At 65.1% G+C, this 26,258-nt stretch carries 25 protein-coding genes; 17 read left to right on the top strand and 8 right to left on the bottom strand.

What is annotated here, in order from left to right; all coding sequences use genetic code 11:
• Window positions 1-27 precede the first annotated feature (27 nt).
• Window positions 28-939 carry a hydroxymethylbilane synthase gene (gene hemC / locus PDM29_RS04485; protein WP_311192691.1) on the top strand — a complete coding sequence of 304 codons (912 nt, stop codon included), beginning with the start codon at window positions 28-30 and terminating at the stop codon, window positions 937-939.
• Between the two features lie 83 nt (window positions 940-1,022).
• Here hemC and PDM29_RS04480 read toward each other — a convergent pair whose 3' ends face one another.
• Window positions 1,023-1,799 (bottom strand): DUF481 domain-containing protein, encoded by a 777-nt coding sequence (locus PDM29_RS04480; RefSeq protein ID WP_311192690.1) that lies wholly within the window; start codon window positions 1,797-1,799, stop codon window positions 1,023-1,025.
• Between the two features lie 114 nt (window positions 1,800-1,913).
• Window positions 1,914-2,519 carry a hypothetical protein gene (locus PDM29_RS04475; RefSeq protein ID WP_311192689.1) on the bottom strand — a complete coding sequence of 202 codons (606 nt, stop codon included), beginning with the start codon at window positions 2,517-2,519 and terminating at the stop codon, window positions 1,914-1,916.
• Between the two features lie 95 nt (window positions 2,520-2,614).
• Here PDM29_RS04475 and PDM29_RS04470 point away from each other — a divergent pair, with 95 nt between their 5' ends.
• Window positions 2,615-3,580, top strand: coding sequence for a helix-turn-helix transcriptional regulator (locus PDM29_RS04470; RefSeq protein WP_311192688.1), 966 nt, complete (start codon window positions 2,615-2,617; stop codon window positions 3,578-3,580).
• Window positions 3,581-3,658: 78 nt separating this feature from the next.
• Window positions 3,659-4,453, top strand: a complete 795-nt coding sequence (locus tag PDM29_RS04465; protein WP_311192687.1) for a MetQ/NlpA family ABC transporter substrate-binding protein — start codon at window positions 3,659-3,661, stop codon at window positions 4,451-4,453.
• Here the strand turns inward: PDM29_RS04465 and glpK are convergent, their stop codons facing one another.
• From glpK to PDM29_RS04450, 3 genes are all read right to left on the bottom strand, one after another.
• Window positions 4,454-5,953, bottom strand: coding sequence for a glycerol kinase GlpK (gene glpK / locus PDM29_RS04460; RefSeq protein ID WP_311192686.1), 1,500 nt, complete (start codon window positions 5,951-5,953; stop codon window positions 4,454-4,456).
• Between the two features lie 13 nt (window positions 5,954-5,966).
• Window positions 5,967-7,445, bottom strand: coding sequence for a glycerol-3-phosphate dehydrogenase (glpD, locus tag PDM29_RS04455; protein ID WP_311192685.1), 1,479 nt, complete (start codon window positions 7,443-7,445; stop codon window positions 5,967-5,969).
• 128 nt (window positions 7,446-7,573) lie between these two features.
• Entirely contained in the window at window positions 7,574-8,206 is a 633-nt protein-coding gene (locus PDM29_RS04450; RefSeq protein ID WP_311192684.1) for an OmpW/AlkL family protein, read from the bottom strand.
• A 191-nt stretch (window positions 8,207-8,397) separates the two neighbouring features.
• On the opposite strand from PDM29_RS04450, the gene PDM29_RS04445 reads away from it, so the two are divergent.
• The 4 genes from PDM29_RS04445 to lpdA all read left to right on the top strand — a co-directional run bounded on the left by PDM29_RS04445 (window position 8,398) and on the right by lpdA (window position 13,305).
• Window positions 8,398-8,919: a DNA-deoxyinosine glycosylase gene (locus PDM29_RS04445; RefSeq protein WP_311192683.1), complete on the top strand. Its 522-nt coding sequence runs from the start codon at window positions 8,398-8,400 to the stop codon at window positions 8,917-8,919.
• Between the two features lie 200 nt (window positions 8,920-9,119).
• Entirely contained in the window at window positions 9,120-10,844 is a 1,725-nt protein-coding gene (gene aceF / locus PDM29_RS04440) for a dihydrolipoyllysine-residue acetyltransferase (RefSeq protein ID WP_311192682.1), read from the top strand.
• 35 nt (window positions 10,845-10,879) lie between these two features.
• On the top strand, window positions 10,880-11,488 hold the full coding sequence (locus PDM29_RS04435; protein ID WP_311192681.1) for a hypothetical protein: 609 nt from the start codon (window positions 10,880-10,882) through the stop codon (window positions 11,486-11,488).
• Between the two features lie 17 nt (window positions 11,489-11,505).
• On the top strand, window positions 11,506-13,305 hold the full coding sequence (gene lpdA, locus PDM29_RS04430; RefSeq protein ID WP_311192680.1) for a dihydrolipoyl dehydrogenase: 1,800 nt from the start codon (window positions 11,506-11,508) through the stop codon (window positions 13,303-13,305).
• Between the two features lie 78 nt (window positions 13,306-13,383).
• Here the strand turns inward: lpdA and PDM29_RS04425 are convergent, their stop codons facing one another.
• The gene (locus PDM29_RS04425; RefSeq protein ID WP_311192679.1) at window positions 13,384-14,202 is read right to left on the bottom strand and encodes a hypothetical protein; all 819 of its coding nucleotides are present in this window, start codon (window positions 14,200-14,202) and stop codon (window positions 13,384-13,386) included.
• Window positions 14,203-14,677: 475 nt separating this feature from the next.
• Between PDM29_RS04425 and PDM29_RS04420 the strand changes: the two genes are divergently transcribed.
• The 10 genes from PDM29_RS04420 to glmU all read left to right on the top strand — a co-directional run bounded on the left by PDM29_RS04420 (window position 14,678) and on the right by glmU (window position 23,248).
• Complete coding sequence (locus PDM29_RS04420; protein ID WP_311192678.1) at window positions 14,678-15,046, top strand: hypothetical protein; 369 nt, start codon at window positions 14,678-14,680, stop codon at window positions 15,044-15,046.
• A gap of 36 nt (window positions 15,047-15,082) precedes the next feature.
• On the top strand, window positions 15,083-15,877 hold the full coding sequence (gene atpB, locus PDM29_RS04415) for a F0F1 ATP synthase subunit A (protein ID WP_311192677.1): 795 nt from the start codon (window positions 15,083-15,085) through the stop codon (window positions 15,875-15,877).
• A 63-nt stretch (window positions 15,878-15,940) separates the two neighbouring features.
• Window positions 15,941-16,249 (top strand): F0F1 ATP synthase subunit C, encoded by a 309-nt coding sequence (gene atpE, locus PDM29_RS04410; RefSeq protein ID WP_311192676.1) that lies wholly within the window; start codon window positions 15,941-15,943, stop codon window positions 16,247-16,249.
• A 111-nt stretch (window positions 16,250-16,360) separates the two neighbouring features.
• Window positions 16,361-16,831 (top strand): F0F1 ATP synthase subunit B, encoded by a 471-nt coding sequence (locus tag PDM29_RS04405; protein WP_125361394.1) that lies wholly within the window; start codon window positions 16,361-16,363, stop codon window positions 16,829-16,831.
• 3 nt (window positions 16,832-16,834) lie between these two features.
• Window positions 16,835-17,362: a F0F1 ATP synthase subunit delta gene (locus tag PDM29_RS04400; protein WP_311192675.1), complete on the top strand. Its 528-nt coding sequence runs from the start codon at window positions 16,835-16,837 to the stop codon at window positions 17,360-17,362.
• A gap of 44 nt (window positions 17,363-17,406) precedes the next feature.
• Entirely contained in the window at window positions 17,407-18,954 is a 1,548-nt protein-coding gene (atpA, locus tag PDM29_RS04395; protein ID WP_311192674.1) for a F0F1 ATP synthase subunit alpha, read from the top strand.
• Window positions 18,955-19,030: 76 nt separating this feature from the next.
• Window positions 19,031-19,894, top strand: a complete 864-nt coding sequence (gene atpG, locus PDM29_RS04390; protein WP_311192673.1) for a F0F1 ATP synthase subunit gamma — start codon at window positions 19,031-19,033, stop codon at window positions 19,892-19,894.
• A gap of 38 nt (window positions 19,895-19,932) precedes the next feature.
• Window positions 19,933-21,339: a F0F1 ATP synthase subunit beta gene (gene atpD / locus PDM29_RS04385; protein WP_311192672.1), complete on the top strand. Its 1,407-nt coding sequence runs from the start codon at window positions 19,933-19,935 to the stop codon at window positions 21,337-21,339.
• A 2-nt stretch (window positions 21,340-21,341) separates the two neighbouring features.
• Window positions 21,342-21,764 (top strand): F0F1 ATP synthase subunit epsilon, encoded by a 423-nt coding sequence (locus tag PDM29_RS04380; RefSeq protein WP_311192671.1) that lies wholly within the window; start codon window positions 21,342-21,344, stop codon window positions 21,762-21,764.
• 119 nt (window positions 21,765-21,883) lie between these two features.
• Window positions 21,884-23,248, top strand: a complete 1,365-nt coding sequence (gene glmU / locus PDM29_RS04375; RefSeq protein ID WP_311192670.1) for a bifunctional UDP-N-acetylglucosamine diphosphorylase/glucosamine-1-phosphate N-acetyltransferase GlmU — start codon at window positions 21,884-21,886, stop codon at window positions 23,246-23,248.
• 244 nt (window positions 23,249-23,492) lie between these two features.
• Here glmU and PDM29_RS04370 read toward each other — a convergent pair whose 3' ends face one another.
• The gene (locus PDM29_RS04370; protein WP_311192669.1) at window positions 23,493-24,848 is read right to left on the bottom strand and encodes a sensor histidine kinase; all 1,356 of its coding nucleotides are present in this window, start codon (window positions 24,846-24,848) and stop codon (window positions 23,493-23,495) included.
• Window positions 24,845-26,188 (bottom strand): sigma-54-dependent transcriptional regulator, encoded by a 1,344-nt coding sequence (locus tag PDM29_RS04365; protein ID WP_311192668.1) that lies wholly within the window; start codon window positions 26,186-26,188, stop codon window positions 24,845-24,847. Before PDM29_RS04365 ends, PDM29_RS04370 begins: the two co-directional genes overlap by 4 nt.
• Between the last annotated feature and the right edge of the window lie 70 nt (window positions 26,189-26,258).

Below are 26,258 nucleotides of genomic sequence, written 5' to 3'. Positions count from 1 at the left end.
GACACCCGTTGCGGCGATAATGGCGACATGGACACCCTGCGCATCGCCACCCGAAAGAGCCCGCTTGCCCTGTGGCAGAGCGAACACGTTGCCGAACGCCTGCGCCAGGCGCATCCCGGCCTGAACGTGGTGCTGGTGCCGATGAGCACCCGCGGTGACGAAGTGCTGGACCGCTCGCTGGCCGCCATCGGCGGCAAGGGCCTGTTCCTGAAAGAGCTGGAGCTGGCAATGCTGCGGGGTGAGGCCGACTGCGCGGTGCACTCGCTCAAGGACGTGCCGATGGAGCTGGATGCCCCGTTCGCGCTGCCGGCGATGCTGCTGCGCCACGATCCGGCCGATGGCTTCATCTCCAATCTGTATGCCTCGCTGGACGCGTTGCCGATCGGCGCGCGCGTAGGCACCTCGTCGCTGCGGCGGCAGGCCCAGCTGCGCGCACTGCGGCCGGACCTGCAGCTGCTCGACCTGCGTGGCAACGTCAACACGCGGCTGGCCAAGCTCGACAACGGCGGCTATGACGCCATCGTGTTGGCGGTGGCCGGGCTGGAGCGGTTGGGGCTGGGCGAGCGCATCGTCGCCCGGCTGCGGGCCCCGGAATGGTTGCCGGCACCTGCGCAGGGCGCGGTGGCGGTGGAGTGCGATGGCAGCAATGCGCAGGTGATGGCGCTGTTTGCGGCGCTGGACCATGCCCCGACGCGAACCTGCGTGGAAGCCGAGCGTGCGATGAACCGCGCGCTGCATGGCAGCTGCCACGTGCCGGTGGCCGGGTTCGCGCAGTGGGAAGGGGAGGATCTGTTCCTGCAGGGCCTGGTCGGCAGCGTGGCCGATGGGCGGCTGGTGCGTGCTGAGGCGCGTGGGCCGGGACGTGATCCGGAGGGCCTGGGGCAGGCGGTGGCGCGGGCGTTGCTGGACGGCGGCGCGGCGGAGATGTTGGCGGTTTGACCCATTGTGCCGACCAACGGTCGGCACCTACCGCATGGGTGATCCGGTAGGTACCGACCGTTGGTCGGTACCCGCGCGAACCCTTATTTGAACTTGTAGACCACGTTCATGGTGGTCAGGGTGTCGGTCTTGCGCTTGTCCACCGCCACGTCACTGTTGTAACGCGCCTGCCAGGCAGCCTTCAGCGCCAGGTGCTCGTTCATGCTCACCGACACGCCGAAGTCGTTCTGGCCGAAGGTGTTATACGAACCCGATTCCACCAGCAGGGTGTTGATCAGGTCGGTATTCGGGGTCAGCGAGTACTTCACGTCGAACAGGCCACGGCCGATCAGGCCGGTGCGGGTTTCGTCGTCTTCAGTGTTGTGGGTGCGGCGCACACCGGGACCGATCTGCGCGTCCATGTAGAAGCGGTCGCCGTCGATCAGCCGGGTGCCGTAACCCAGACCGAACGAGCTCTGGCGGTCGTAGGTGGCGAAATCATCGCGCTCGTAACGCACCGTGGCGGTCAGCTGGCGGTGCTCGCCCAGCTGCAGCGCGCTGCCGGCGCTGCCGGTGTAGCGGTTGGCGGTGGTGTTGCGCTTGCGCGTGGTGGTGCCATCTTCCGCGGTTTCGGTGTATTCCGAGCGCGAGCGCAGGCCGAACAGGTCCATGCTGTGCACCCAGTCGTCATCGGTGTAGCGCAGGCGCAGGCGACCGTTGGCGCTTTCGGTGTTGCTGTTGCCGCGCGCCGAGGCGAAGCCCAGTTCGCCGCCGCTTCCGCTCCACGGCGAGGTCATGGCGGCCAGTTCAGAGGTGTCCTGGGCAAAGGCGGCCGGGGCACTGAGTAACAAGGTGGCAAGCAGCGTCACACGCAAAGACATCAACAGTTCTCCAGATCAGCGGGGGAGGAGCAACGCCCGATGATACTGGAAGCCTTCACGCGCTTTTTGCATTTCCCAGGCCCCGCTTTAGCAGGGGTTTGGGCTTTCCCCTGTTCAGGGAAGCGCGACCTGCAGGGTGGGGTCGTCGAACCGGGTGTAGGTCACCGTGGCCTGGAAGGGCTGGCCGTTGCTCTGGCCCTGCCGCTCAATACGCACCGGCAGGCCGGCGGCGTTGATCCAGTACAGCATCCCGTCCGGTGCGGCGCTGGCGTGGCGCACACGGTACTTGCGGGTCGCCTGGCCGCCAACGGTCTCCGCGCCCAGGTCTTCCACCTGCAGCTCCGCAGCAGCGGTGTCGGCGGGAATCGGGCTGCGCCACTGCGCCAGCAGTTCCGGCGGCACCGGCACCTGGCGGACTTCACCGGCCTGCTGCAGGAAGAAGGTGCCGTTGATGATGGTCTGCGCGCCGGCCTCGGTCTCCAGCCGGTAGCGGTCCGGGGCGACGAAGGTCATGCCGGCCTCCACCGTGCGCGGACCGCGCAGCTGCAGATGGGCCTGGAAGCTGCGCAGCTGGCCGAAGCGCTGGCTGGCCTCGAGCACCGCCTGGGCCGGGCTGGCCGCCGCCGCAGGGATGGCCGGCGTGGCCGCAGTGGGCTCGCTGGGTTGCGAACAGGCGGACAACAGCAGGCAGAGGAGGGCGGAGGCAGGTAACAGGCGCATGGCAGAGCGGTGGCGGGCGGGGCAGGGGCCCCACCTTAGCCCAAGATGCGGGCCAGGACCGCCACAACGGCGGCGACTCGGACATAATCGGGGGCATGGACCGATATGAACGCATCAACGCCCTGCATCGTCTGCTGAAGTCCGCCCGCTACCCGGTGACGGTCGGTACCCTGCAGGAAAAACTGGAGTGTTCCCGCGCCACCGTCTATCGCGACCTGGCCTTCCTGCGCGATGCGCTGATGGCCCCGGTGGAAGGCGATGGCGAAGCTGGCTTCCGCTACCAGGAAGACGAAAGCGACCGGTTCGAGCTGCCGGGCCTGTGGCTCAGTTCGGAAGAGCTGTATGCCTTGCTGGCCTCCCAGCACCTGCTGTCGCGAACCGGCGGCGGCGTGCTGTCGTCGGTGCTGGCCCCGCTGCAGCAGCGCATTGAAGGCCTGTTGGCGGCCCAGGCCGGCGTCTCCAGCTGGCCGGTCGACCGGGTCCGGGTCATTCCGCACCGCGGCCGCAAGTTCGACGAAGCCAGCTTCCGCGCCGTCGCCTCGGCGGTGCTGGAGCGCAAGCAGCTGGCCTTTGAATACCGCGCCCGTTCCACCGACGAAGCCACCAAGCGCACGGTGTCGCCGCAGCGCATGACCCACTATCGCGACAACTGGTACCTGGATGCCTGGGACCATGGTCGGGAAGGGCTGCGCAGCTTTGCCGTGGACCGCATCTACAAGGCGCGGGTGGTGGACACCCCAGCCCGCGACGTGGACGACAGCGAGGTTGAAGAGCAGCTGGGGGCCAGCTACGGCATCTTCTCAGGGCCGCCGAAGGGCTGGGCCACCATTGTGTTCAGCGCCAAGGCCGCGCGCTGGGTGGCCGATGAGCACTGGCATTCGCGCCAGCAGGGGCGTTTCCTGCCTGACGGCCGTTATGAGCTGAAGGTGCCCTACAGCGTCTCGCGCGAACTGCTGATGGACGTGCTGCACTATGGTTCGGACGCCGAGATCATCGAGCCGGCGGTGCTGCGCGAGCAGGCCAAGGCGCTGCTGGAGCTGGCATTGAGCAATTACGAATGATCATGGGCACCTGATACCGCATGGGGCGGTGCGTGCGGTAAGGTTTAGGGCTATTGGCCCTCCCTCGGACCCTCCCCCATGAAAAAGACCCTGTTGCTCCCGCTGCTGGCTGCCACCCTGGCCCTGGCCGCCTGCGGCAAGCCCTCCGCCGATTCGCAGAAGCTGGTGGTGGCCGCCACCGCCGTGCCGCACGCTGAGATCCTGCAGGTGGTCAAGCCGATCCTCGAGAAGGAAGGCGTGGAACTGGACGTGCGCGTGTTCAACGACTACGTGCAGCCCAACGACCAGCTGGTGCAGAAGCAGGTCGACGTGAACTACTTCCAGACCGAACCCTACCTGGACGCCTACAACCGCGACCGCAAGACCGACCTGGTCACCGTCACCGGCGTGCACATCGAACCGTTCGGTGCGTACTCGCGCCGCATCAAGTCGCTCGACGAGCTGCCCACCGGCGCGGACGTGGTCATTCCCAACGACCCCAGCAACAACAGCCGCGCGCTGATCCTGCTGCACAAGGCCGGCGTGATCACGCTGAAAGACCCGACCAACGCCCTGGCCACCCAGCGCGACATCACCGCCAACCCCAAGCGGCTCAAGTTCCGCGAGCTGGATTCGGCCATGCTGCCGCGCGTGCTCGACCAGGTCGACCTCGCCCTGATCAACACCAACTACGCGCTGGATGCCGGGCTCAATCCGACCCAGGACGCGCTGGCGATTGAAAGCAAGGACTCGCCGTACGTGAACTTCCTGGTCGCGCGCCCGGACAACAAGGACGATGCCCGCGTGCAGAAGCTGGCCAAGGCCCTGACCGGCCCGGAAGTGAAGGCTTTCATCCAGGAAAAATACAAGGGCGCGGTGTTGCCGGCGTTCTGATCACGGCACCCGGAACCCCATGGTGGCTTCCACCGCCTGCTGCCAGCCGGCATACAACGCTTCACGCCGGCTGGCCTCCATCTTCGGAATGAAGCGGCGGTCTATCGCCCACTGCCGCGCGATCTCCTCGCGGCTTTCCCAGAAACCCACCGCCAACCCGGCCAGGTAGGCCGCGCCGAGGGCGGTGGTTTCGGCCACCTGCGGGCGCAGCACCGGCACGCCCAGCAGGTCGCTCTGGAACTGGGCCATGAAGTCATTGGCCATGGCCCCGCCATCGGCGCGCAGTTCGGTCAGTTCAATGCCGGCATCCGCCTGCATCGCTGCCAGCACGTCGCGGGTCTGAAAGGCCATCGATTCCACCGCCGCGCGGATGAAGTGTTCGCGGGTGGTGCCCCGGCTCAGGCCAAACATCGCCCCGCGCACATCGCTGCGCCAGTAGGGTGCACCCAGCCCGACGAACGCCGGCACCAGGTACACGCCGCCGGTATCAGGCACGCGCTCGGCGTACGCCTCGCACTCGCTGGAACGGGAGAACAGGCGCAGGCCGTCGCGCAGCCACTGCACCACCGACCCGGCAACGAAGATCGACCCTTCCAGTGCGTACTCGACCTGGCCGTCCACCTCCCAGGCCACCGTGGTGAGCAGGCCGTTGCGTGAGGTCACCGCCTGCGCACCGGTGTTCATCAGCATGAAACAGCCGGTGCCATAGGTGTTCTTGGCCATGCCCGGGGCAAAGCAGGCCTGGCCGAACAGCGCGGCCTGCTGGTCGCCGGCCATGCCGGCGATGGGAATGTGCTGGTCGAAGAAAAACTGCGCGCGCGTGGTGCCGTACACCTCGCTGCAGCTGCGCACCTCCGGCAGCATCGCCGCAGGGATGTCCAGCAGCGCCAGCAGCTCCGGGTCCCACTGCCGGGTATGGATGTTGAACAGCAGGGTGCGGGCGGCGTTGCTGATGTCAGTGACATGCGCCGCGCCGCCGGTCAGGTTCCACACCAGCCAGCTGTCGATGGTGCCGAACAGCAGCTCACCGCGTTCGGCGCGGGCTTGTGCGCCATCCACGTGATCAAGAATCCAGCGGATCTTGGTGGCCGAGAAGTAGGCATCCACCAGCAGGCCGGTGCGCTCGCGGATCAGCGCTTCATTGCCGTCCGCCTTGAGCTGTTCGCAGATCGCGTGGCTCTGCCGCGACTGCCAGACCAGCGCGTTGTGGATCGGCTGGCCGGTGGCCTTGTCCCACACCACGGTGGTCTCGCGCTGGTTGGTGATGCCGATCGCGGCAATCTGGCGCGCATCGATCTGCTCGCGGTTGAGCAGTTCGGTGATCGTGGTGTAGACGCTGGTGAGGATCTCGCGTGGATCGTGTTCCACCCAGCCCGGTTGCGGGAAGATCTGGGTGAACTCGCGTTGCGCGCTGCCGACGATGTGGCCGGCGCGATCAAACAGGATCGCGCGGGAACTGGTAGTCCCCTGGTCGATGGCGAGGATGAATTTTTTGTCCATGGTGACTCCGGCACTACCGTTGCAGGTACGCGGCCAACGCCGCCTGCTGCGCAGTATCCAGCTTCAACCCCAGGTGACTGCGCCGCCACAGCAGGTCATCCGCCTCGCGTACCCACTCATGCGCCACCATGTGGTCCACCTCGCGCTGGTACAGCTGCGCCCCAAAGTGCGCACCCAACGCATCAACGCTTTGCGCATCGCCCAGCAGTGATGCCGCCCGGCTGCCATGCCGATGCGCCAACCCGCGCAGCAGCGCGAGCGGCAGTTGTGGATAACGCAACTGCAGCGCGGCCAGCGCCGTGTCGAAGTTACCGTCCTCTCCACCTGGCAACACCGCACCCTGCGCGGTCCACGCCGGCTCAGTGCGACCCAGCGTCGTGGCAAGCTGTCCCACCGCTTCCTCGGCCAGCACCCGGAACGTGGTGAGCTTGCCACCCAGCACGTTGAGGATGGGAGCCTGCTGGGCGTCCAGTTGCAACCGGTAATCGCGGGTGACCGCTGCGGCGTCCTGGTGGTGGTCGGCCAGCAGCGGACGTACGCCGCTGAACTGCCAGATCACCTGCGCCGGTGTCACCGGCCTGCGCAGCCACCGGCTGGCCGCCGCGCACAGGTAGTCCACGTCTTCCGCGCTGGCGCGCACCTCGGCCGGATCGCCGTCATAGTCGACGTCGGTGGTGCCGATCAGGCTGTAGTCGTCCTCAAACGGCAGCACGAACACCACGCGCTTGTCCGGCTGCTGCAGCAGGTAGGCGCTGTCATGGTCGTACAGGCGCGGCACCACGATGTGACTGCCCTGGACCAGGCGCAGGCCGATGGGCGCGTCCATGCCCGCGCGCTCGATCAGATTGCCAGCCCAGGGTCCGGTGGCGTTGGCGACCGCACGGGCGCGCAGCCGGACCATCTGGCCGTCCTGCTGCCGAAGCACCGCATACCAGTGGTCACGATGGCGGATAAGCTGTTCGCAGCGGGTGCGGGTGCGGATCTGTGCGCCGCGTTCCTGTGCATCCAGCGCGTTCAACAGCACCAGCCGTGCGTCATCAACGCGCGCATCGCTGTAGCTGAAGGCGGTGCGTAGTGGCTGCCGCAACACCGCACCGCGCGGATCGCGGCGCAGGTCCAGTCGCCGCGCATGCGGGAACGCCGGGCCTGCGGCGGCCAGATGGTCATACAGCCATAGTCCGGCGCGGACCATCCATGCCGGTCGTCCCGGCGATGCCTGCGGCACGATGAAGGACGTGGGGGTCACCAGATGCGGGGCCAACCGGTGCAGCACATCGCGCTCGCGCAGCGCCTTTCGCACCAGCGCGAACTGTCCGTACTGCAGATAGCGCAAACCGCCGTGAATCAGCTTGGTGCTGGCGCTGGACGTATGCGCGGCCAGATCGTCCTGTTCGCACAGGCATACCGACCAGCCCCGTCCGGCCGCATCGCGGGCAATGCCCGCCCCATTGATGCCTCCCCCCACTACCAGCAGGTCCAGCATGTCTTCCATCGGCACCTCCCCGGGTGCGGTGGGGTCGTTGCAGTCACTATGCGGGGCGGTGAGGCAAGGGCAAATGAAGACCGCCCAAACGACAACGGGCTCCCGAAGGAGCCCGTTGTGCGCGCAAGCGCGTTGGATCAGAAGCGAGCGCCGATACCGAAGCCCACGGTCCACGGGTCGAGCTTGGCTTCTTCGCCGGTGCTGCGGCCGTTGACGGTCAGGTCAGGACGCGAATGCATGTAACGCGCATCGGCACGGGCGAACCAGGTGCTGTTGATGTTCATGTCCACACCCACGGTGCCGATCGCGCCCTTGGCGGTTTCAAGGCCGACGTGGCCGACATCGCTGGCCAGGTTCTCGTTGCTGAAGTTCGACTCGTAGTAGCCCACGCCGACGAACGGACGGAACACGTTGTCAGCCTGGCCGAAGTGATACTGGCCACTCAGTGCGATCGGCTGCTGTTCCACGGTGCCCAGGTTGCCGGCATTGCCGCGCACGCGGTGATCGAACTTGTCGGCCGCACCCCACAACTCCACCGCCCAGTTGTCGTTGATGTAGTAGCTGAAGCTCACGGTCGGAGCCGGGCCACCATCGACCTTCTTGATGCCGTCGATCGGATCATTCTTCGGCTGCAGCAGCGACACGCCGCCCACCACGGAAAAATGCTTGCCCGAAGCGGTGTCGTCAGTGGTGGAATCCTGCGCGAATGCGGCCGGGGCGAAGGCGAGGGCAGTCAGCGTAGCCAGAGTCAGAGTGCGGATGGAGCGCATGGGGGAATCTCCTCAGGTATTTTCTGTTCTTGGCCCCGTGGTTCGGGGTGAGGCAAACGTATTCCCCGCAACATGAATCGAATCCGACGCGCGTTAAAAAATAGTTGTGATTGTTCAGCGAGCAGTTCACAGCCCTTGCCGTGGCGCGTGTTCGCGCCTGCAGCGACGTTCACGCAGCTGGAGAAGATGTGATGGAAACCACCCGCTGCATCGGATTGCCTGCGCAGACCGGCACGCAGTGTCGTGTGCTGGTGCTGGGGTCCATGCCGGGCGTGGCATCGCTGCAGGCAGCGCAGTATTACGCGCATCCACGGAACCGCTTCTGGCCATTGATGGGGGCCCTGACTGGACTGGATCCCGCATTGCCTTACCTGCAGCGGCTGCAGTCGCTGCGCGAACACGGTATCGGCCTCTGGGACGTGATCGGTCAGTGCGACCGTCGCGGCAGCCTGGATGCGGACATCGTGCGCGGCAGCGAGGTGGTCAATCCACTGCCGGCGCTGATCCGACAGTTGCCCCAGCTGCGCGGCATCGCCTGCAACGGCGGCACCGCGTTCGCGGCGTGGACACGGCATGTGCGGCCGCTGCTGGACCCCCGTGCGGCCGCGCTGCCGGTGTGGTCGTTGCCCTCCACCAGCCCGGCCAATGCCGGCTGGTCGCTGGAGCGGTTGACCGCCGCCTGGCAACCCGTGGCGGTCGCGCTGGCGCAGTGACCCGGATCGGCGCGGGACAATACGGTACCGACTGGAAAATCGCGGCAGGGCAGCATTTCAGCGCAAAATCGAAGGATGGCGGCACCTGCAACAGCCTGTCCCGGGTCAGCGGCATTGAAAATTGCCGCAGCCGGTTGGCGCTGACGCCTCCTGCCCCCACAATAGGCGATTCCCTACACCAGATTGCCGGAGTTATCCCCATGGCCGAAATCAAGGAAGCACTTGTCCCCGATATCGGTGACTACAGCGATATCCCGGTAATCGAGGTGCTTGTCGCCGTTGGTGATACCGTCAAGAAGGATCAGGGCCTGGTGACCCTGGAGTCGGACAAGGCCACGATGGAAGTGCCGTCGTCGGTTGCCGGCGTGGTCAAGGAAATCAAGGTCAAGGTCGGCGACACCCTGTCCGAGGGCAAGGTCGTGGCGCTGATCGAGGTCGCCGAAGGCGCAGCTGCGCCGGCCCCGGCCCCGGCCCCCGCGCCGGCCAAGGCCGCTGCGGCGGCCGCCCCGGCCCCGGCGACCCAGACTGCGCCCGCCGCCGCTCCGGCTCCGGCCGCTGCCCCGGTTGCCTCGGCAGGTCCGGTGGAAGCCACTGTGCCGGATATCGGCGATTACACCGACATTCCGGTGATCGAAGTGCTGGTTGCCGTGGGCGACACGGTCAAGAAGGACCAGGGCCTGGTGACCCTGGAGTCGGACAAGGCCACGATGGAAGTGCCGTCGTCGGTTGCCGGCGTGGTCAAGGAAATCAAGGTCAAGGTCGGCGACACCCTGTCGCAGGGCAAGGTCGTGGCCATCATCGAGGCCGAAGGCGCTGCTGCGCCGACCCAGGCCGCAGCGGCTGCTGCGCCGGCTGCCGCCGAAACCGCCACCAAGGTCGAACCGGTCGCCGTCCCGGCCCAGCCGGACAAGCTGGCTGCGCGCGAGATCGCCGCCGCCCCGTCGGCCGGCACCCCCGCCACCCCGCCGGTGCAGTTCAACGCCGACAGCGTCCTGCCGTCGAAGGTGCCGTATGCCACCCCGGCGGTGCGCGTGTTCGCGCGTGAGCTTGGCGTGGACCTGAACCAGCTGACCGGCACCGAGAAGGGCGGTCGCATCACCAAGTCCGACGTGCAGAAGTTCGTCAAGTCGGTGCTGACCGGCGGTGGCGCTGCCACCGGTGCCGGCCCGGTGGCCGCTGGCGGCGGCCTCAACCTGCTGCCGTGGCCGAAGGTCGACTTCAGCAAGTTCGGTGAAGTGGAAACCCAGCCGCTGTCGCGCATCAAGAAGATTTCCGGTGCCAACCTGGCCCGCAACTGGGCCATGATTCCGCACGTCACCCAGTTCGAACAGGCCGACATCAGCGACCTGGAAGCCCTGCGCGTGGCCCTGAACAAGGAAAACGAGAAGGCCGGCATCAAGCTGACCATGCTCGCCTTCCTGATCAAGGCCAGCGCCGCGGCACTGAAGAAGTTCCCCGAGTTCAACGCCTCGCTCGATGCGGCTGGCGAGAACCTCACCCTGAAGAAGTACTTCAACATCGGCTTCGCCGCCGATACCCCGAACGGCCTGGTCGTTCCGGTGATCCGCGATGTCGACAAGAAGGGCGTGGTGCAGATCGCGCAGGAAACCGGCGAACTGGCCAAGAAGGCGCGCGACGGCAAGCTGGGTCCGGCTGACATGAGCGGCGGCTGCTTCTCGATCAGCTCGCTGGGCGGCATTGGCGGCACTGCGTTCACCCCGATCGTGAATGCGCCGGAAGTGGCCATCCTGGGCGTCTCCAAGTCGTCGATCCAGCCGGTCTGGAATGGCAAGGAATTCGAACCCAAGCTGATGCTGCCGCTGTCGCTGAGCTACGACCACCGCGTCATCGACGGCGCGCTGGCGGCACGCTTCACCACCTACCTGTCGCAGGTGCTGGCCGACATGCGGCGCGTGCTGCTGTGAGGCAGCGCGCACCGTTGACATTGGCGTTGCTGGCCATGTCGTTCATGCCTTCGGCATGGGCGGCATGCACCACCGACCTCGGCCATGGCTGGCCGCCGGCGGTGAGCAACTATGGCGAGGCCGTGGAAGGCCTGTTCGAAGGCCAGGCCCAGCCGATGCTGTCGCTGGTCACCCTGCCCAAGAGCGGCGTGGAGACCGGCGTAGCGCTGCTGCCCGGTACCCAGGATAAGGAATGGACCCTGCGTTACAGCAAGGCCGACAAGCGCGTCTACAACTGGAACAACAACGCCCGCAGCGGCGGCCTTGAGCTGCGCGTGGATCAGGAGCCGGACCAGTACCAGGTCAGCATCCCGGCCGCGCTGGCGCAGCGCCTGGTCAAGAGCTGGCGCGCCGCGCTGGATTCAGCGGTGCCGGCCGAACGCAAGGCTCCGGTCAGCGAAGGCGAAGTGCTGTCGTTCCAGGTGGATGGCCAGCGCTACAGCGGTTCGCGCTGGGAGTGCGGGGCCGGCAAGCTGATGATGAAACAGGTGGCGCTGCTGATCGAAGCCAGCGACACCAAGGAAAAGAAGCTCGACCGTCGCTGGAATGATCTGGACGAGTCGCTCGACGAACTGCAGGAACTGCTCGCCGGCAAGGCCGGCTGAGCACCAGGAGAAGACGAATGGCCACTATTGAAATCAAGGTTCCCGACATCGGCGATTACAGCGACGTGCCGGTCATCGAGCTGCTGGTTGCCGTGGGCGACACGGTGAAGAAGGACCAGGGCCTGGTCACGCTGGAGTCCGACAAGGCCACCCTGGAAGTGCCGTCCTCGGCCGCCGGTGTGGTCAAGGAACTGAAGGTCAAGCTGGGCGACACGCTGTCTGAAGGCGACGTGGTGGTGGTGCTGGAAGCCGAAGGCGCTGCCGCGGCTCCGGCTGCCGAAGCGCCGAAGGCCGCCGCGCCGGCCAGCAAGCCGCCGGTGACCCCGTCGCACCGCGCCCCGGCCGAACCGGTCGCGCCGAAGCCGGCGCTGTCGTCGGGCAAGCCGGCGGATATTGAATGCAAGATGGTCGTGCTGGGTGCCGGTCCGGGCGGTTACACCGCCGCGTTCCGCTCGGCCGACCTGGGCGTGGACACGGTGCTTATCGAGCGCTACGCCAGCCTCGGCGGCGTCTGCCTCAACGTCGGCTGCATTCCGTCCAAGGCGCTGCTGCACGCGGCTGCCGTCATTGACGAAGTGGCCCATGCGGGCGACTTCGGCGTTGAGTTCGGCAAGCCGACCATCACCCTGGACAAACTGCGCGGCTACAAGGAAAAGGTGGTCACCCAGCTGACCAAGGGCCTGGCTGGCATGGCCAAGCAGCGCAAGGTACGCACCGTACAGGGCGTGGCCACCTTCGTGTCGGCCAACGAGTTGGAGATCGTCGGCGACGACGGCAAGACCCAGCTGCTGCGCTTTGAGCAATGCATCATCGCCGCCGGTTCGCAGGCGGTGAAGCTGCCGAACTTCCCGTGGGACGACCCGCGCGTGATGGATTCCACCGATGCGCTCGAACTGGCCGAAGTGCCGGGTTCGCTGCTGGTCGTGGGCGGGGGCATCATCGGTCTGGAAATGGCCACCGTGTATGGTGCGCTGGGCAGCAAGGTGACCGTGGTCGAGTTCATGGACCAGCTGATGCCGGGTGCCGACAAGGACCTGGTGAAGCCGCTGGCTGACCGCCTGAAGAAGCAGGGCATCGAAGTGCACCTGAAGACCAAGGCAGCTGGCGTTAGCGCTGAAAAGAAGGGCATCACCGTGACCTTCGAAGCCGCCGCCGAAGGCGAAACCCCGGCGCTCGCCCAGGGCACCTTCGACCGCGTGCTGGTGGCCGTGGGCCGCTCGCCGAACGGCAAGAAGATCGCGGCTGAAACGGCCGGCGTGCAGGTCACCGATCGTGGCTTCATCCCGGTCGACCGCCAGATGCGCACCAATGTGCCGCACATCTTTGCCATCGGCGACATCGTCGGCAACCCGATGCTGGCCCACAAGGCCACGCACGAAGGCAAGCTGGCTGCCGAAGTGGCCGCCGGCGAGAAGAAGGAGTGGGTGGCCCGCGTGATTCCGTCGGTGGCCTACACCAACCCGGAAATCGCCTGGGTCGGCGTGACCGAAACCGAAGCCAAGGCCAAGGGCCTGAAGGTCGGCGTGGCCAAGTTCCCGTGGGCGGCCAGCGGTCGCGCCATCGGCATTGGCCGCACCGAAGGTTTCACCAAGCTGATCTTCGACGAAGAAACCCATCGCATCATCGGCGGTGCCATCGTCGGCGTGCATGCCGGTGATCTGCTGGCGGAAATCGGTCTGGCCATTGAAATGGGTGCGGAGGCCGAAGACATCGGCCACACCATCCATGCGCATCCGACCCTGAGCGAGTCGGTGGCGATGTCGGCGGAAATCTACGACGGCACGATCACCGATCTGTACATTCCGAAGAAGAAATGACGCACACAAAAAACCCGGCAATGCCGGGTTTTTTGTTGGTCTACGTATGACGCGCATGGCGCGTCACTACGCGCGCGATCAGAACATCACGCTGATACCCGCCACCGGGCCCTTGAACTCCTGCTTCAGGCCAATGATGCCATCGCTGCCCTTCTGGTCCACGTCCAGGCGGAACCAGTCATAGCCAGCGAACAGGCCGAAGTTCTTGGTCATGCGGTAGTCGACAATCACGTTGGCGCGGGTGAGGTCACCTTCGTAGTCATCGAAGTTGCCCCAGTCGGTGTTCAGGTACTGGCCCTGCGCGGTGATCATCCACTTCTCCGACGGGGTGATGGTGAAGCGTGCGCCCACCACCGGTGCCACACCGTCAGTGCTTTCGTCTAGGAACTGGCCTTCATACAGCGTACCCACCGAGGCGTAGCCCTTGGTGCTGACCTTGGCGTACTCGGCACCGAGCTGCAGGCCCAGATCGAAGGTGTCGGTGTCGACCACCGAGTAGTCGTACACCAGGCTGGCCACCTGGTACTTCAGTTCGCCCTTGATGAAGCTGCCCGCCGGCACGCTTTCATCGCCGAAGCTGATGCCTTCATCCAGGGTCTCGCGGCGATCCTTGTCGTACTTGAAGTAGTTGAAGATCAGGCGCTGACGGTCGCTGATCCGGAACAGGCCGTCGACTCGCGGCTCCCATTCCTTGCCGCCCAGCTTGAAGTCTTCCGAGAAGCTCAGGTCCTGTCCGGCGATGGTGGTGCTGCCGCGGATCGTGTTGTCCGAGTCGATGTTCATCGCACCCAGGCGCAGCGCGAAACGGTCATCGCCTTCAGCGGCGTGCGCGTCGCCGGCGTGTGCCAGCGTGGCCAGGGCGAGGGGAAGGGCAAGCAGCGAGAGCGACAGGCGCATGAGGAAGGATCCTTGCAGTGATTCGAAGAAGTGGAATCACTGTGCGCTGCGACGGCGTCCACCATTCGTGAACGTATGGTGGACGGCACGTGTACCGTTCAGCCGCAGGCGGCCGGGATGTGACCGGGTCCACGTTTCGGTGCCTTCGTGAAAAAGGTGGCCCCGGAGAGAGCTTCGGGGCCACCCGTGCGGCCTGCAACAGGGCGTCGACGAGGATGAAGCGACAGGCCGATTGAACAGACCGCTGCCTGCGACCAAAGTTCAATATGTTGCGATGCGGCATCAGAAGCGTCACCGGATGACGGGATTGGCCCGCCAGAAGGGCCAAAACCTGTGGCGATGCAGCAACTTGCGCCCTTCCGGGATGAACAGGGGGCGGTTGTCTCGCAAATTGTCCCGTTGCTATAATTTGGCGGCTCGACGGGGCACTTGTTCTGGCCCCGGTCATCCTTCTCACAAACATGCAGGACTTCGTGTGCTGAACTCCGTTGATGCGGGTCGGCGACTGATGCTGCGCGCTGCGGTCTACCCGCTGGCCGCAGTGGCTGTCCTGGCGCTGATCTTCCTGCTGCTGGCAGGCCCGAAAGCCGCGCTTGGAGCGCTGGCACCGGGTGTTGCGATCGCCATTGGTGGCTCGATCGCAGCGCGGATGGCGCTCACGGGCGGTGTGCAGGCGGCCGGTTCGGCGCTGCTGCGCCTGATCCTGGGCATGGTGGTGAAGCTGGTTTTGGTTTTTGGTGTCCTGGCGGTGTGTTTCGTGGTCTTCAAGCTGCCTGCACTGGCGCTGCTGGCCGGAGTCGCCGTCGGACTGATGTTCCAGGCCCTGGCAATGGCCAGGCTCTGATCCCTCTTTATTTATTTAACTCAAGGTTCCGGACACATGGCAGGCGAGGCGCTTACACCCACCTCCTACATCCAACATCACCTGCACAACCTGACCTTCCACATGCAGGAAGGCGGTTTCTGGGCGATCCACGTGGACACCATCGTGACCTCGGTCGCGCTGGGTCTGCTGATGGTGTTCGGCTTCTGGCTGGCCACCCGCAAGGCCACCGCCGGCGTGCCGGGCAAGTGGCAGGCGTTCGTGGAAATCTGCCTGGAGTTCGTTGACCGCCAGGCCAAGGACACCTACCACGGCACCAGCAAGCTGGTGACCCCGATCGCCATCACCATCTTCTTCTGGATCCTCTTGATGAACCTCGTCAAGATGATTCCGGCCGATTTCATCGCGCTGCCGCTGGAAGCCCTGGGCATCCCGTACTGGAAGCCGGTGCCCACCGCTGACGTCAATGCCACCCTGGGCATGTCGATCAGCGTGTTCTTCCTGATGCTGTTCTTCTCGCTGCGCGCCAAGGGTATTGGTGGTTTCACCAAGGAATTCCTGACCGCGCCGTTCGGCAAGTGGATGATGCCGTTCAACCTGATCCTCAACATCGTCGAGTGGCTGAGCAAGCCGATTTCGCTGGCGATGCGACTGTTCGGCAACATGTTCGGCGGCGAAATCGTCTTCCTGCTGATCTGGGTGCTGGGCAGTGCAGGTATCGTCGGCGCCATCGCTGGCGGTGCATTCGGCCTGGGCTGGATGCTGTTCCACCTGCTGGTGATTCCGCTGCAGGCGTTCATCTTCATGATGCTGTCCATCGTGTACCTGAGCCTGTCGGAAGACGCTCACTGAGTTTTCGCTTCACCCTTCATCCGTTTCATTACCCTTAGCTACTAATAGTTCCAGGAGATAACCATGTACTTTGCCGCCGTCCTGACCAACTTCGCGCAGATTCAGAGCTCCACCGCCCTCGCCGTCGGCATCATGATCGGCCTGGCCGCGCTGGGTGCCGGTCTGGGCCTGGCCATCATGGCCGGTAAGTTCCTGGAGTCGGCCGCCCGCCAGCCGGAACTGATCCCGGTGCTGCAGGTCCGCATGTTCATCACCGCTGGCCTGATCGACGCCGCGTTCATCATCTCGGTCGCCGTCGGCCTGCTGCTGGCCTTCGCCAACCCGCTGAGCTCGGTCTTCGCCGAAGCCGTGACCAAGGCTCTGGCCGGCTGATCCAGCGGATTGAAACGAACGGGTGCCACACGGCACCCGCTCGCGGATGAAGGACCGGATGCGCCGCTTTGGCGGCGCATCCACCCCGTCACCCCAGATTGAGCGAACCCCATGGAAATCGGTTTTACCCTCGTTGCCCAGGCACTGGCGTTCGCCGGTCTGATCTGGATCATCGCGACCAAGATCTGGCCGCCGCTGATGAATGCCATCGAAGAGCGCCAGCAGAAGATCGCTGAAGGCCTCGCCGCTGCTGACCGCAGCCAGAAGGATCTGGCCCAGGCACAGGAAAAGGTCAACGAAGCACTGAAGGACGCCCGCACCAAGGCCAACGAGATCATCGATCAGGCCCACGCGCGCGCCAACCAGATCGTTGAAGCCGCCAAGAACGAAGCCATCGTCGAAGCCACCCGCCAGAAAGAACTGGCCCAGGCCGAGATTGATGCTGCTGCCAATCGTGCCCGCGAAGATCTGCGCAAGCAGGTGTCCGCTCTGGCCGTGACCGGCGCTGAAAAGCTGCTCAAGCGCGAAATCGACGCCAACGCCCACAAGGCGCTGCTCGACGAGCTGGCCTCGGAGATCTAAACGATGAGCCAGGCCCTCACGCTTGCACGCCCGTATGCCCGCGCCGCGTTCGCGACCGCGCGCGACGAAGGCACGTTCGCGCCGTGGTCGGACGCACTTGCGTTCTCCGCCCACGTGGCCGCCGATCCGCGCGTGTCGGCCCTGCTGTCGAACCCGGAGCTGGGCCGCGGCGAAGCCGTCGCGCTGCTTGCACCGGAATCGGCCAGCGAATCCTTCGGTCGCTTCCTGAGCCTGCTGGCTGAAGCGCACCGTCTGCCGCTGCTGCCGGAAATCGCAGGCATGTACGACCAGCTCCGCGCCGAAGCCGAACACGTGGTCAAGGCCACCGTGACCTCGGCTGCCGAGCTGTCCTCCGCTGAACTGGACGCCATCAAGGCCGCGCTGCGCAAGCGCTTTGGCTCTGAAGTGGACGTCACCACGGCGGTCGACGCTTCGCTGATCGGCGGTGCCGTGATCGACGCCGGCGACGTGGTGATTGATGGCTCGCTCAAGGGCAAGCTGTCGCGCCTGCAGACCGCGCTCGCTAACTGAATTCATTTAACGTCCGGCTTGATCGCCGGCACTAGGACTTGACGATGGCAACCACGCTCAACCCCTCCGAAATCAGCGAACTGATCAAGAACCGCATCGAGAAGGTCAAGCTGGCCGCGGAATCGCGCAACGAAGGCACCGTGACCAGCGTGTCCGACGGCATCGTGCGCATCTTCGGTCTGGCCGACGTGATGCAGGGCGAAATGATCGAACTGCCGAACAACACCTTTGCCCTGGCCCTGAACCTGGAGCGCGACTCGGTCGGCGCCGTGGTCCTGGGTGGTTACGAGCACCTGCGCGAAGGCGACGTGGCCAAGACCACCGGTCGCATTCTGGAAGTGCCGGTTGGTCCGGAAATGCTGGGTCGCGTTGTGAACGCGCTCGGCGAACCGATCGACGGCAAGGGTCCGATCGCGGCCCAGCTGACCGCGCCGGTGGAGCGCGTGGCTCCGGGCGTGATCTGGCGCAAGTCGGTCGACGAGCCGGTGCAGACCGGTTACAAGTCCGTCGACGCCATGATTCCGATCGGCCGCGGCCAGCGCGAGCTGGTCATCGGTGACCGCCAGACCGGCAAGACCGCCCTGGCCATCGACGCGGTGATCAACCAGAAGAACACCGGCATCAAGTGCGTGTACGTTGCGATCGGCCAGAAGGCTTCGACCGTCGCCAACATCGTGCGCAAGCTGGAAGAGAACGGCGCCCTGGCCCACACCGTGGTCGTGGCCGCCACCGCTTCCGAATCGGCTGCCATGCAGTACATCAGCGCCTACTCGGGCTGCACCATGGGTGAGTACTTCATGGACCGTGGCCAGGACGCCCTGATCGTGTACGACGATCTGTCCAAGCAGGCCGTGGCCTACCGCCAGATCTCGCTGCTGCTGAAGCGTCCGCCGGGCCGTGAAGCCTACCCGGGTGACGTCTTCTACCTGCACTCCCGCCTGCTGGAACGTGCGGCCCGCGTCTCGGAAGAGTACGTCGAGCAGTTCACCAAGGGTGAAGTGAAGGGCAAGACCGGTTCGCTGACCGCGCTGCCGATCATCGAAACCCAGGCCGGCGACGTTTCCGCGTTCGTGCCGACCAACGTGATTTCGATCACCGACGGCCAGATCTTCCTGGAAACCGACCTGTTCAACTCGGGCATCCGTCCGGCCGTGAACGCCGGTATCTCGGTGTCGCGCGTTGGTGGTGCGGCCCAGACCAAGATCATCAAGAAGCTGTCCGGCGGTATTCGTATCTCGTTGGCCCAGTACCGTGAGCTGGCGGCGTTCGCGCAGTTCGCCTCGGACCTGGACGAAGCCACCCGCAAGCAGCTGGAACGCGGTCAGCGCGTCACCGAGCTGATGAAGCAGAAGCAGTACGCCCCGATGTCGATCGCCAACCAGGCGCTGTCGATCTACGCCGTCAACGAGGGTTATCTCGACGACGTGCCGGTCGCCAAGCTGCTGGCCTTCGAAGAAGGCCTGCACGCGCACTTCGCCAACACCCAGGGCGAGCTGATCGGCAAGGTCAACGCCACTGGCGGTTGGGACAACGACATCGAAGGTGCCTTCAAGAAGGGCATCGCCGAGTTCAAGACCACCGGCAGCTGGTAAGTAGCTGACGTAGAGCGGGGTCATGCCCCGCTTCACCGACAACCGCGGGGTTCGCCCCGCGATACGGGAATAAGAGATGGCAAGCGGTCGCGAAATCAAAACCAAGATCAAAAGCGTGCAGAACACCCGCAAGGTGACCCGCGCGCTGGAGATGGTGTCGGCCTCCAAGATCCGCAAGGCGCAGGATCGCATGAAGACCTCGCGTCCGTATGCGCAGGCGATGAAGCAGGTGATCGGTCACCTGGCCCAGGCCAGCACCGATTACCAGCACCCGTTCCTGGTCCAGCGTGACGAGGTCAAGCGGGTCGGCTACATCGTGATCTCCTCCGACCGCGGCCTCGCTGGCGGCCTGAACAACAACCTGTTCCGCAAGATGCTGGGCGAAGTCCGCCAGTACCAGGAAAATGGTGCCGAGATCGACGTGGTGACCATCGGCCAGAAGGCATCGACCTTCTTCCGCCGCATCAAGGTCAACATGGTTGGCAGCGTGACCCACATGGGCGACGTGCCGCACCTGGAACAGCTGATCGGCGTGATCAAGGTGATGCTCGATGCTTTCACCGAAGGCAAGGTCGACCGCGTCTATCTGGTCTACAACCGCTTCATCAACACGATGGTGCAGAAGGCCAGCTTTGATCAGCTGCTGCCGCTGCCGCCGGCTGAAAAGCAGGTGGCCCACCATGACTGGGACTACCTGTACGAACCCGACGCCGCCACCGTGCTCGAGCACGTGATGACGCGCTACGTGGAGTCGCTGGTGTACCAGGCCGTGCTGGAAAACGTGGCCTCCGAGCATGCAGCGCGCATGGTGGCGATGAAGTCGGCCAGTGACAACGCGAACAAGCTGATCGGAACCCTGCAGCTGGTCTACAACAAGGCCCGCCAGGCAGCGATCACCCAGGAAATCTCCGAAATCGTCGGCGGCGCGGCAGCAGTCTGACGCGCACAGTCAAAAGCATTTAATTAGAGGATGCAGCAATGAGTCAGGGCAAGATCGTTCAGATCATCGGCGCCGTCGTCGACGTGGAATTCCCCCGCGAATCCGTGCCGAAGGTGTATGACGCACTGAAGGTGGACAACACCGAAATCACGCTGGAAGTGCAGCAGCAGCTGGGTGACGGCGTGGTCCGCTGCATCGCGCTGGGCTCCACCGACGGCCTGAAGCGCAACCTGGTTGCCACCAACACCAACCGCGCCATCTCGGTGCCGGTCGGTGCCGGCACCCTGGGCCGCATCATGGACGTGCTCGGCCGTCCGATCGACGAAGCCGGCCCGGTGGCCGCCAGCGACAGCTGGGAAATCCACCGCGAAGCCCCGTCGTACGAAGACCAGTCCCCGGCCACCGAACTGCTGGAAACCGGCATCAAGGTCATCGACCTGATGTGCCCGTTCGCCAAGGGCGGCAAGGTCGGCCTGTTCGGCGGTGCCGGCGTCGGCAAGACCGTCAACATGATGGAACTGATCAACAACATCGCCAAGGCGCACAGCGGTCTGTCCGTGTTCGCCGGCGTGGGTGAGCGTACCCGTGAAGGCAACGACTTCTACCACGAAATGAAGGACTCCAACGTCCTCGACAAGGTGGCGATGGTCTACGGCCAGATGAACGAGCCGCCGGGCAACCGTCTGCGCGTCGCACTGACCGGCCTGACCATGGCGGAATACTTCCGCGATGAGAAGGACGAAAACGGCAAGGGCAAGGACGTGCTGCTGTTCGTCGACAACATCTACCGCTACACCCTGGCCGGTACCGAAGTGTCGGCACTGCTGGGTCGTATGCCGTCGGCCGTGGGCTACCAGCCGACCCTGGCCGAGGAAATGGGCGTTCTGCAGGAACGCATCACCTCGACCAAGAACGGTTCGATCACCTCGATCCAGGCCGTGTACGTGCCCGCGGATGACTTGACCGACCCGTCGCCGGCGACCACCTTCGCCCACCTTGACTCGACCGTGACCCTGTCGCGTTCGATCGCCTCGCTGGGTATCTACCCGGCGGTCGATCCGCTGGACTCCACCAGCCGTCAGATGGACCCGCTGGTCATCGGCCACGAGCACTACGACACCGCCCAGCGCGTCCAGCAGACCCTGCAGAAGTACAAGGAACTGAAGGACATCATCGCCATCCTGGGCATGGACGAACTGTCCGAAGAAGACAAGCAGGCCGTGTCGCGCGCCCGTAAGATCGAGCGCTTCTTCAGCCAGCCGTTCCACGTGGCCGAAGTGTTCACCGGTTCGCCGGGCAAGTACGTGTCGCTGAAGGACACCATCCGTGGCTTCAAGGCCATTGTCGACGGTGAGTTCGACCACCTGCCGGAACAGGCGTTCTACATGGTCGGCAGCATCGAAGAAGCGGTTGAGAAGGCCAAGAAGATGGCTGAGAAGGCCTGATCATGAGCACCATTCGTTGCGACATCGTCAGCGCTGAACAGGAAATCTTCCGTGGCGAAGCGACCCTGGTCGTGGCGACCGGTGAGCTGGGCGAGCTGGGCATTGCGCCCAAGCACGCCCCGCTGATCACCCGACTCAAGCCCGGCAAGGTCGTGGTCACCACGCCGAGTGGCGAGCAGCTGGATTTCGCCATCTCCGGCGGCATTCTGGAAGTGCAGCCGCAGGTCGTGACCGTGCTGGCTGACACCGCCATCCGTGCCGAGGACATCGACGAAGCCAAGGTCCGCAGTGCCAAGGAAGAAGCCGAGCGCATGCTGGCCAACCGTGGCGAAGCCATGGACGTGGCCGAAGCGCAGCAGAAGCTGGCTGAGGCCGTGGTCCAGCTGCAGGCGCTGGAGCGCCTGCGCAAGACCCTCAAGCACTGAGCTTCAACACCACCGTGTACCCGACAACGCCGGCCTTGTGCCGGCGTTGTTGTTTCCGCAACACATTGACGTCCGACGTTCTACTATTCTCTCAACACCCTCGATCTGCTGTCGCCGACATGACCCAAGCCCTGCACGTCATCATCCTCGCCGCCGGCGCTGGCAAGCGCATGAAGTCGGATCTGCCCAAGGTACTGCAACCCATCGCGGGCCGCCCGATGCTGGCGCACGTGATCGATGCCGCGCGTGCCCTGCAGCCCGCCGCCATCCATGTGGTGTACGGCCACGGCGGCGAAGCGGTGCGCGCGGCCTTCGCAGACCAGCCCGACCTGCAGTGGGCCGAGCAGCGCGAGCAGCTGGGCACCGGTCATGCGGTGCAACAGGCCATGCCTCAGGTGCCAGACGATGCCAAGGTGTTGGTGTTGTACGGGGACGTGCCGCTGATCCGCGCCGACACGCTGCGCCATCTGCTGTCCCAGCCCGGGCGATTGGCGGTGCTGGTGGCCGAAGTCGCCAATCCCACCGGTTACGGCCGCATCGTGCGCAATGCAGAGGGTCGCGTGGCCGCCATCGTCGAGCAGAAAGATGCCACCGATGAACAGCGCACCATCCGTACCATCAACACCGGCATCATCAGCGCCGACGGCACTGCGCTGCGGACGTGGCTGTCGCAGCTGTCCAACAGCAATGCCCAAGGGGAGTACTACCTCACCGACGTGTTTGCTTCCGCAGCCGCCGAATACACCCCGGCCGACATGGCCTTTGTGGACGACGCGCAGGAAGCCGAAGGAGCCAACGATCCCTGGCAGCTGTCACAGCTTGAGAGGGCCTGGCAGCTGCGCGAGGTGCGCGCACTGTGCGCGCAGGGCGCACGCGTGCTCGATCCAGCGCGCCTGGACATTCGAGGTACGGTGCGCGTCGGCCGTGACGTGCAGATCGACGTCAACGTCATCCTGGAAGGTGAGGTGGAACTGGGCGACGGCGTCAGCATTGGTGCGTTCACCCGCCTGAAGGACGTGAAGCTGGCCGCTGGTACGGTGGTGAAGCCGCACTGTGACCTGGATGGCGTGGTCAGTGAAGGTGCGGCGGACATCGGCCCGTTCTCGCGGCTGCGTCCTGGAACCGTGCTCGGTGATGGCTCACACGTGGGCAACTTCGTTGAAACCAAGAAGGTCACGCTGGGTGCCGGCAGCAAGGCCAATCACCTCACCTATCTCGGTGACGCCGTGATCGGCAGCAAGGTCAACATTGGGGCCGGCACCATCACCTGCAACTATGACGGCGTGAACAAGTCGCAGACCACCATCGGCGACAATGCGTTCGTGGGATCCAACAGTTCGCTGGTGGCACCGGTCACGGTGGGGGCAGGGGCTACCATCGCCGCGGGCTCGGTGATTACCCGCAACGCACCGGAAGGACAGCTGACGGTCGCGCGCGCACGCCAGCAGGTCATTGAAGGCTGGCACCGCCCGGTCAAGAAGTGATGTAGGCGGCCTGGGCATTGCTGGAACGACGGCAATGTCTGGGAGCGGTAGAGTCGGTCGACAGACGACTGCCGATATCAATGGTCAGCGCTGGGACGCATGACCCCGGCTGGGGTAATGCGCTTCTCCGTTCAAAGGTCACTCGTCTCCGTGCCGATCATTTTCATCGGCGGTCGTCTGTCGACCGACCCTACCAGACCTCAGCGAACGAATGCAGGATCGAATACCCCGGCGATAGCCGCAGTTACGCCGGCAGCAGAATCGACACGCACAAGCCGCCTTCGCGGCGGTTCTGCAATCCCACCCGGCCACCATGCGCCTCGACGATCTCGCGCGTCAGCGCCAGGCCCAGCCCAGTGCCATTGCGCTTGGTCGAATAAAACGGCATCAAGGCATTCTGCAGCACGGCCTCGTTCATGCCTTTGCCACGATCCAGCACTTCAATGCGCAACCACTGAGGCAGCCGCGTCACCCGCAACTCCACGTCGTCATTCGGCGGGTCGGCCTCACCACACGCCTCATGTGCATTCTTGAGCAGGTTCAGCAACGCCTGGCCCATCTGCGCAATGTCGATACGACCCTGCAGGTCTTCCGGCACGTCCGCCATACGGAACGGAATCTGCAGCTGCAGCCCACCCAGGAACTGCGCCCACTGCACATTTTGCAGCTGCGGCTGCGGCAGCTTGGCAAACCGCGCGTAGCCGCGAATGAAGCCTTCCAGATGGCGTGCACGCTCTTCAATGGTGGCGAACACGTTCTCGAGTCGCTCGGACTTGCCCCGGCGGACCAGCTCTCCGCCAGAGTGCGCCAGCGACGCAATAGGGGCCAGCGAGTTGTTCAACTCATGGCTGATCACCCGGATCACTTTCTTCCAGGTCTGCACCTCCTGGCGGCGCAGCTCGGCGGTCAGCAGGCGCACCAGCAGCAGATCATGCGGGCGGCCGTTCAAATGGAAGTTGCGCCGTGACAGGTGATACACCTGCTCGTCGTCTTCGTCTGGCTCCTGCCCATCTTCCTCGGCCATGCGAACCGCAAACAGACTGTCGCCACCGCGCATGATGGCATCGCGCAGCTCCACCGGCATGGTCTCCAGCACGTCGTCCATGCGCTGGCCCTCCAGCTTCCAGCCGTTGTGCAGCAGCTTGCGTGCGGCCAGGTTGGAGAACACCACGCGCTGGATGCCGTCGCCGCCATTGGCCAGCAACAGCATCGAAACAGGGGTGTTCTGCACCATGGTGTCCAGCAGCAGCTCGCGCTGCACCAGGCCCTGCCGCTGCTCGCGCAGCACGTCTCCGAGCTCGCGGTGCGCTTTCACCAGGTCGCCCAGTTCATCATCGCCAGGCCAGTACACGCTGAAGTTGTACTCGCCGTCGCGATAGCTGCTGGTGGTGCCCGACAGGGCGCGCAGCAATGAGCGCACCGGTGCGGTGGCCCGACGCAGCGTCCACCACATCAGCGCCAGCAGCAGCACCGTGGAGATCAACGTCACTGCCCAGCCGTGGTCCATCCAGTAGGCCAGCAGCCACGGCCCGGCAGCGGCCAGCGCCAGCACCGGCAGCAGCCGCAGGAACAACCGCAAGGTGAACGAGCGCCGGCTCATTCGCGGGGTATACCGTAACGGTCCATGCGCCGGTAGAGCGCCTGTCGGCTCAGCCCGAGCTCTGCCGCCGCCTGGGCAATGATGCCGTGGCTGTGGGCCAGTGCGGATTCGATGCGGCTGCGGTCCGGGTCGACGGCGGGGGAGGCTGCACGCGGAGTCGCTGCCACACGCGGCAGATTCAGGTCGCTCACCTCGATTCGTTCGCCCTGCGCCAGCAACCCGGCCCGCTGGATCACGTTGCGCAATTCGCGCACGTTGCCCGGCCAGGGGTGCCGCTGCAGTGCCGCAGCGGCCGCGCTGGACAGCGGCTTGCCGTCACCCAGAAAGCGCTCGGCCAGCGGCAGGATGTCACCGGGGCGATCGGCCAGCGGAGGCAGCGCAAGCTCCACCGTGTTCAGGCGGTAATACAGGTCTTCGCGGAACTGGCCGTCGCGAATCATTGCTGGCAGGTCGGCGTTGGTTGCGCTGATGACGCGGACCTTGACCTGTCGTTCGCGGTTGGAGCCCAGCCGCTCGAAGCGACCGGTCTCCAGCACGCGCAGCAGCTTCATCTGTCCGCCCAGCGACAGGTTGCCGATCTCGTCCAGGAACAAGGTGCCACCGTCGGCCGCCTCGAACTTGCCTTCGCGGGCCTTGTTCGCGCCGGTATAGGCACCGGCCTCGCTGCCGAACAATTCCGCCTCGATCAGCTCAGCCGGAATTGCGCCGCAGTTCAGTGCAACAAACGCGCCTTTGGCGACCAGCGAATTGGCCTGGATGATCTCGGCAATCTTCTCCTTGCCGGCACCGTTGGGTCCGGTGATCAGAACCGGCAGCTCCGAGCGTGCCACCTGGCAGGCCAGGCTGACCACGCGCTCGCTGGCCGCGTCCGCCACCACGGCTCCGCGCAGGTCATAGCGCGATTCCAATTGGCTGCGTGCGCGCTGCTCACGCTCGCGGCGACGATCCAGTTCGCGCCGGGTCTCGGAAAGCTCCAGCAGGTTGTTGACCGTGGTCAGCAGCTTGCGGTCGTCCCACGGCTTGGCCAGGTAATCGGCCGCACCGGCCTTGACCAGGTCCACCGCGCTGCTCAGGTGCGTCCATGCGGTCAGCAGAATCACCGGCAAGTCCGGGTGGCGCGCGCGGATCTGCTGGAACAGCGCCTCGCCTTCTTCACCAGACGTGGTGTCTTCGGTGAAATTCATGTCCTGGATCACCAGATCTACCGGCTGCTCTTCCAGCAGGGCCAGGCCCGCTTCCGGCGACAGCGCATGCGCGGTATCGATGTCGTGCAGCGAAAACAGCACGTCCAATGCCGTGGCTACGCTGGCGTTGTCGTCAATGATCAGGATCGAAGGCATGCGGCAGCAGGCAGCGGGTCACGGGAAAGTATGCAGAGAGTACCGGAGCGCCGGCCCTGGCGGCAGTGCA

This window comes from Stenotrophomonas oahuensis (genome assembly GCF_031834595.1).
GTDB classification, from domain to species: domain Bacteria; phylum Pseudomonadota; class Gammaproteobacteria; order Xanthomonadales; family Xanthomonadaceae; genus Stenotrophomonas; species Stenotrophomonas oahuensis.
The sequence above is the reverse complement of the archived record's forward strand: the minus strand, read 5'-3'. Positions and strand labels throughout refer to the sequence as shown.

What these genes read in the sequence shown, in the direction of transcription:
- hemC (WP_311192691.1), top strand. Translation starts at nt 28, where the DNA reads ATGGACACCCTGCGCATCGCCACCCGAAAGAGCCCGCTTGCCCTGTGG.
- PDM29_RS04480 (WP_311192690.1), bottom strand. Translation starts at nt 1,799, where the DNA reads ATGTCTTTGCGTGTGACGCTGCTTGCCACCTTGTTACTCAGTGCCCCG.
- PDM29_RS04475 (WP_311192689.1), bottom strand. Translation starts at nt 2,519, where the DNA reads ATGCGCCTGTTACCTGCCTCCGCCCTCCTCTGCCTGCTGTTGTCCGCC.
- PDM29_RS04470 (WP_311192688.1), top strand. Translation starts at nt 2,615, where the DNA reads ATGGACCGATATGAACGCATCAACGCCCTGCATCGTCTGCTGAAGTCC.
- PDM29_RS04465 (WP_311192687.1), top strand. Translation starts at nt 3,659, where the DNA reads ATGAAAAAGACCCTGTTGCTCCCGCTGCTGGCTGCCACCCTGGCCCTG.
- glpK (WP_311192686.1), bottom strand. Translation starts at nt 5,953, where the DNA reads ATGGACAAAAAATTCATCCTCGCCATCGACCAGGGGACTACCAGTTCC.
- glpD (WP_311192685.1), bottom strand. Translation starts at nt 7,445, where the DNA reads ATGGAAGACATGCTGGACCTGCTGGTAGTGGGGGGAGGCATCAATGGG.
- PDM29_RS04450 (WP_311192684.1), bottom strand. Translation starts at nt 8,206, where the DNA reads ATGCGCTCCATCCGCACTCTGACTCTGGCTACGCTGACTGCCCTCGCC.
- PDM29_RS04445 (WP_311192683.1), top strand. Translation starts at nt 8,398, where the DNA reads ATGGAAACCACCCGCTGCATCGGATTGCCTGCGCAGACCGGCACGCAG.
- aceF (WP_311192682.1), top strand. Translation starts at nt 9,120, where the DNA reads ATGGCCGAAATCAAGGAAGCACTTGTCCCCGATATCGGTGACTACAGC.
- PDM29_RS04435 (WP_311192681.1), top strand. Translation starts at nt 10,880, where the DNA reads ATGTCGTTCATGCCTTCGGCATGGGCGGCATGCACCACCGACCTCGGC.
- lpdA (WP_311192680.1), top strand. Translation starts at nt 11,506, where the DNA reads ATGGCCACTATTGAAATCAAGGTTCCCGACATCGGCGATTACAGCGAC.
- PDM29_RS04425 (WP_311192679.1), bottom strand. Translation starts at nt 14,202, where the DNA reads ATGCGCCTGTCGCTCTCGCTGCTTGCCCTTCCCCTCGCCCTGGCCACG.
- atpB (WP_311192677.1), top strand. Translation starts at nt 15,083, where the DNA reads ATGGCAGGCGAGGCGCTTACACCCACCTCCTACATCCAACATCACCTG.
- atpE (WP_311192676.1), top strand. Translation starts at nt 15,941, where the DNA reads ATGTACTTTGCCGCCGTCCTGACCAACTTCGCGCAGATTCAGAGCTCC.
- PDM29_RS04405 (WP_125361394.1), top strand. Translation starts at nt 16,361, where the DNA reads ATGGAAATCGGTTTTACCCTCGTTGCCCAGGCACTGGCGTTCGCCGGT.
- PDM29_RS04400 (WP_311192675.1), top strand. Translation starts at nt 16,835, where the DNA reads ATGAGCCAGGCCCTCACGCTTGCACGCCCGTATGCCCGCGCCGCGTTC.
- atpA (WP_311192674.1), top strand. Translation starts at nt 17,407, where the DNA reads ATGGCAACCACGCTCAACCCCTCCGAAATCAGCGAACTGATCAAGAAC.
- atpG (WP_311192673.1), top strand. Translation starts at nt 19,031, where the DNA reads ATGGCAAGCGGTCGCGAAATCAAAACCAAGATCAAAAGCGTGCAGAAC.
- atpD (WP_311192672.1), top strand. Translation starts at nt 19,933, where the DNA reads ATGAGTCAGGGCAAGATCGTTCAGATCATCGGCGCCGTCGTCGACGTG.
- PDM29_RS04380 (WP_311192671.1), top strand. Translation starts at nt 21,342, where the DNA reads ATGAGCACCATTCGTTGCGACATCGTCAGCGCTGAACAGGAAATCTTC.
- glmU (WP_311192670.1), top strand. Translation starts at nt 21,884, where the DNA reads ATGACCCAAGCCCTGCACGTCATCATCCTCGCCGCCGGCGCTGGCAAG.
- PDM29_RS04370 (WP_311192669.1), bottom strand. Translation starts at nt 24,848, where the DNA reads ATGAGCCGGCGCTCGTTCACCTTGCGGTTGTTCCTGCGGCTGCTGCCG.
- PDM29_RS04365 (WP_311192668.1), bottom strand. Translation starts at nt 26,188, where the DNA reads ATGCCTTCGATCCTGATCATTGACGACAACGCCAGCGTAGCCACGGCA.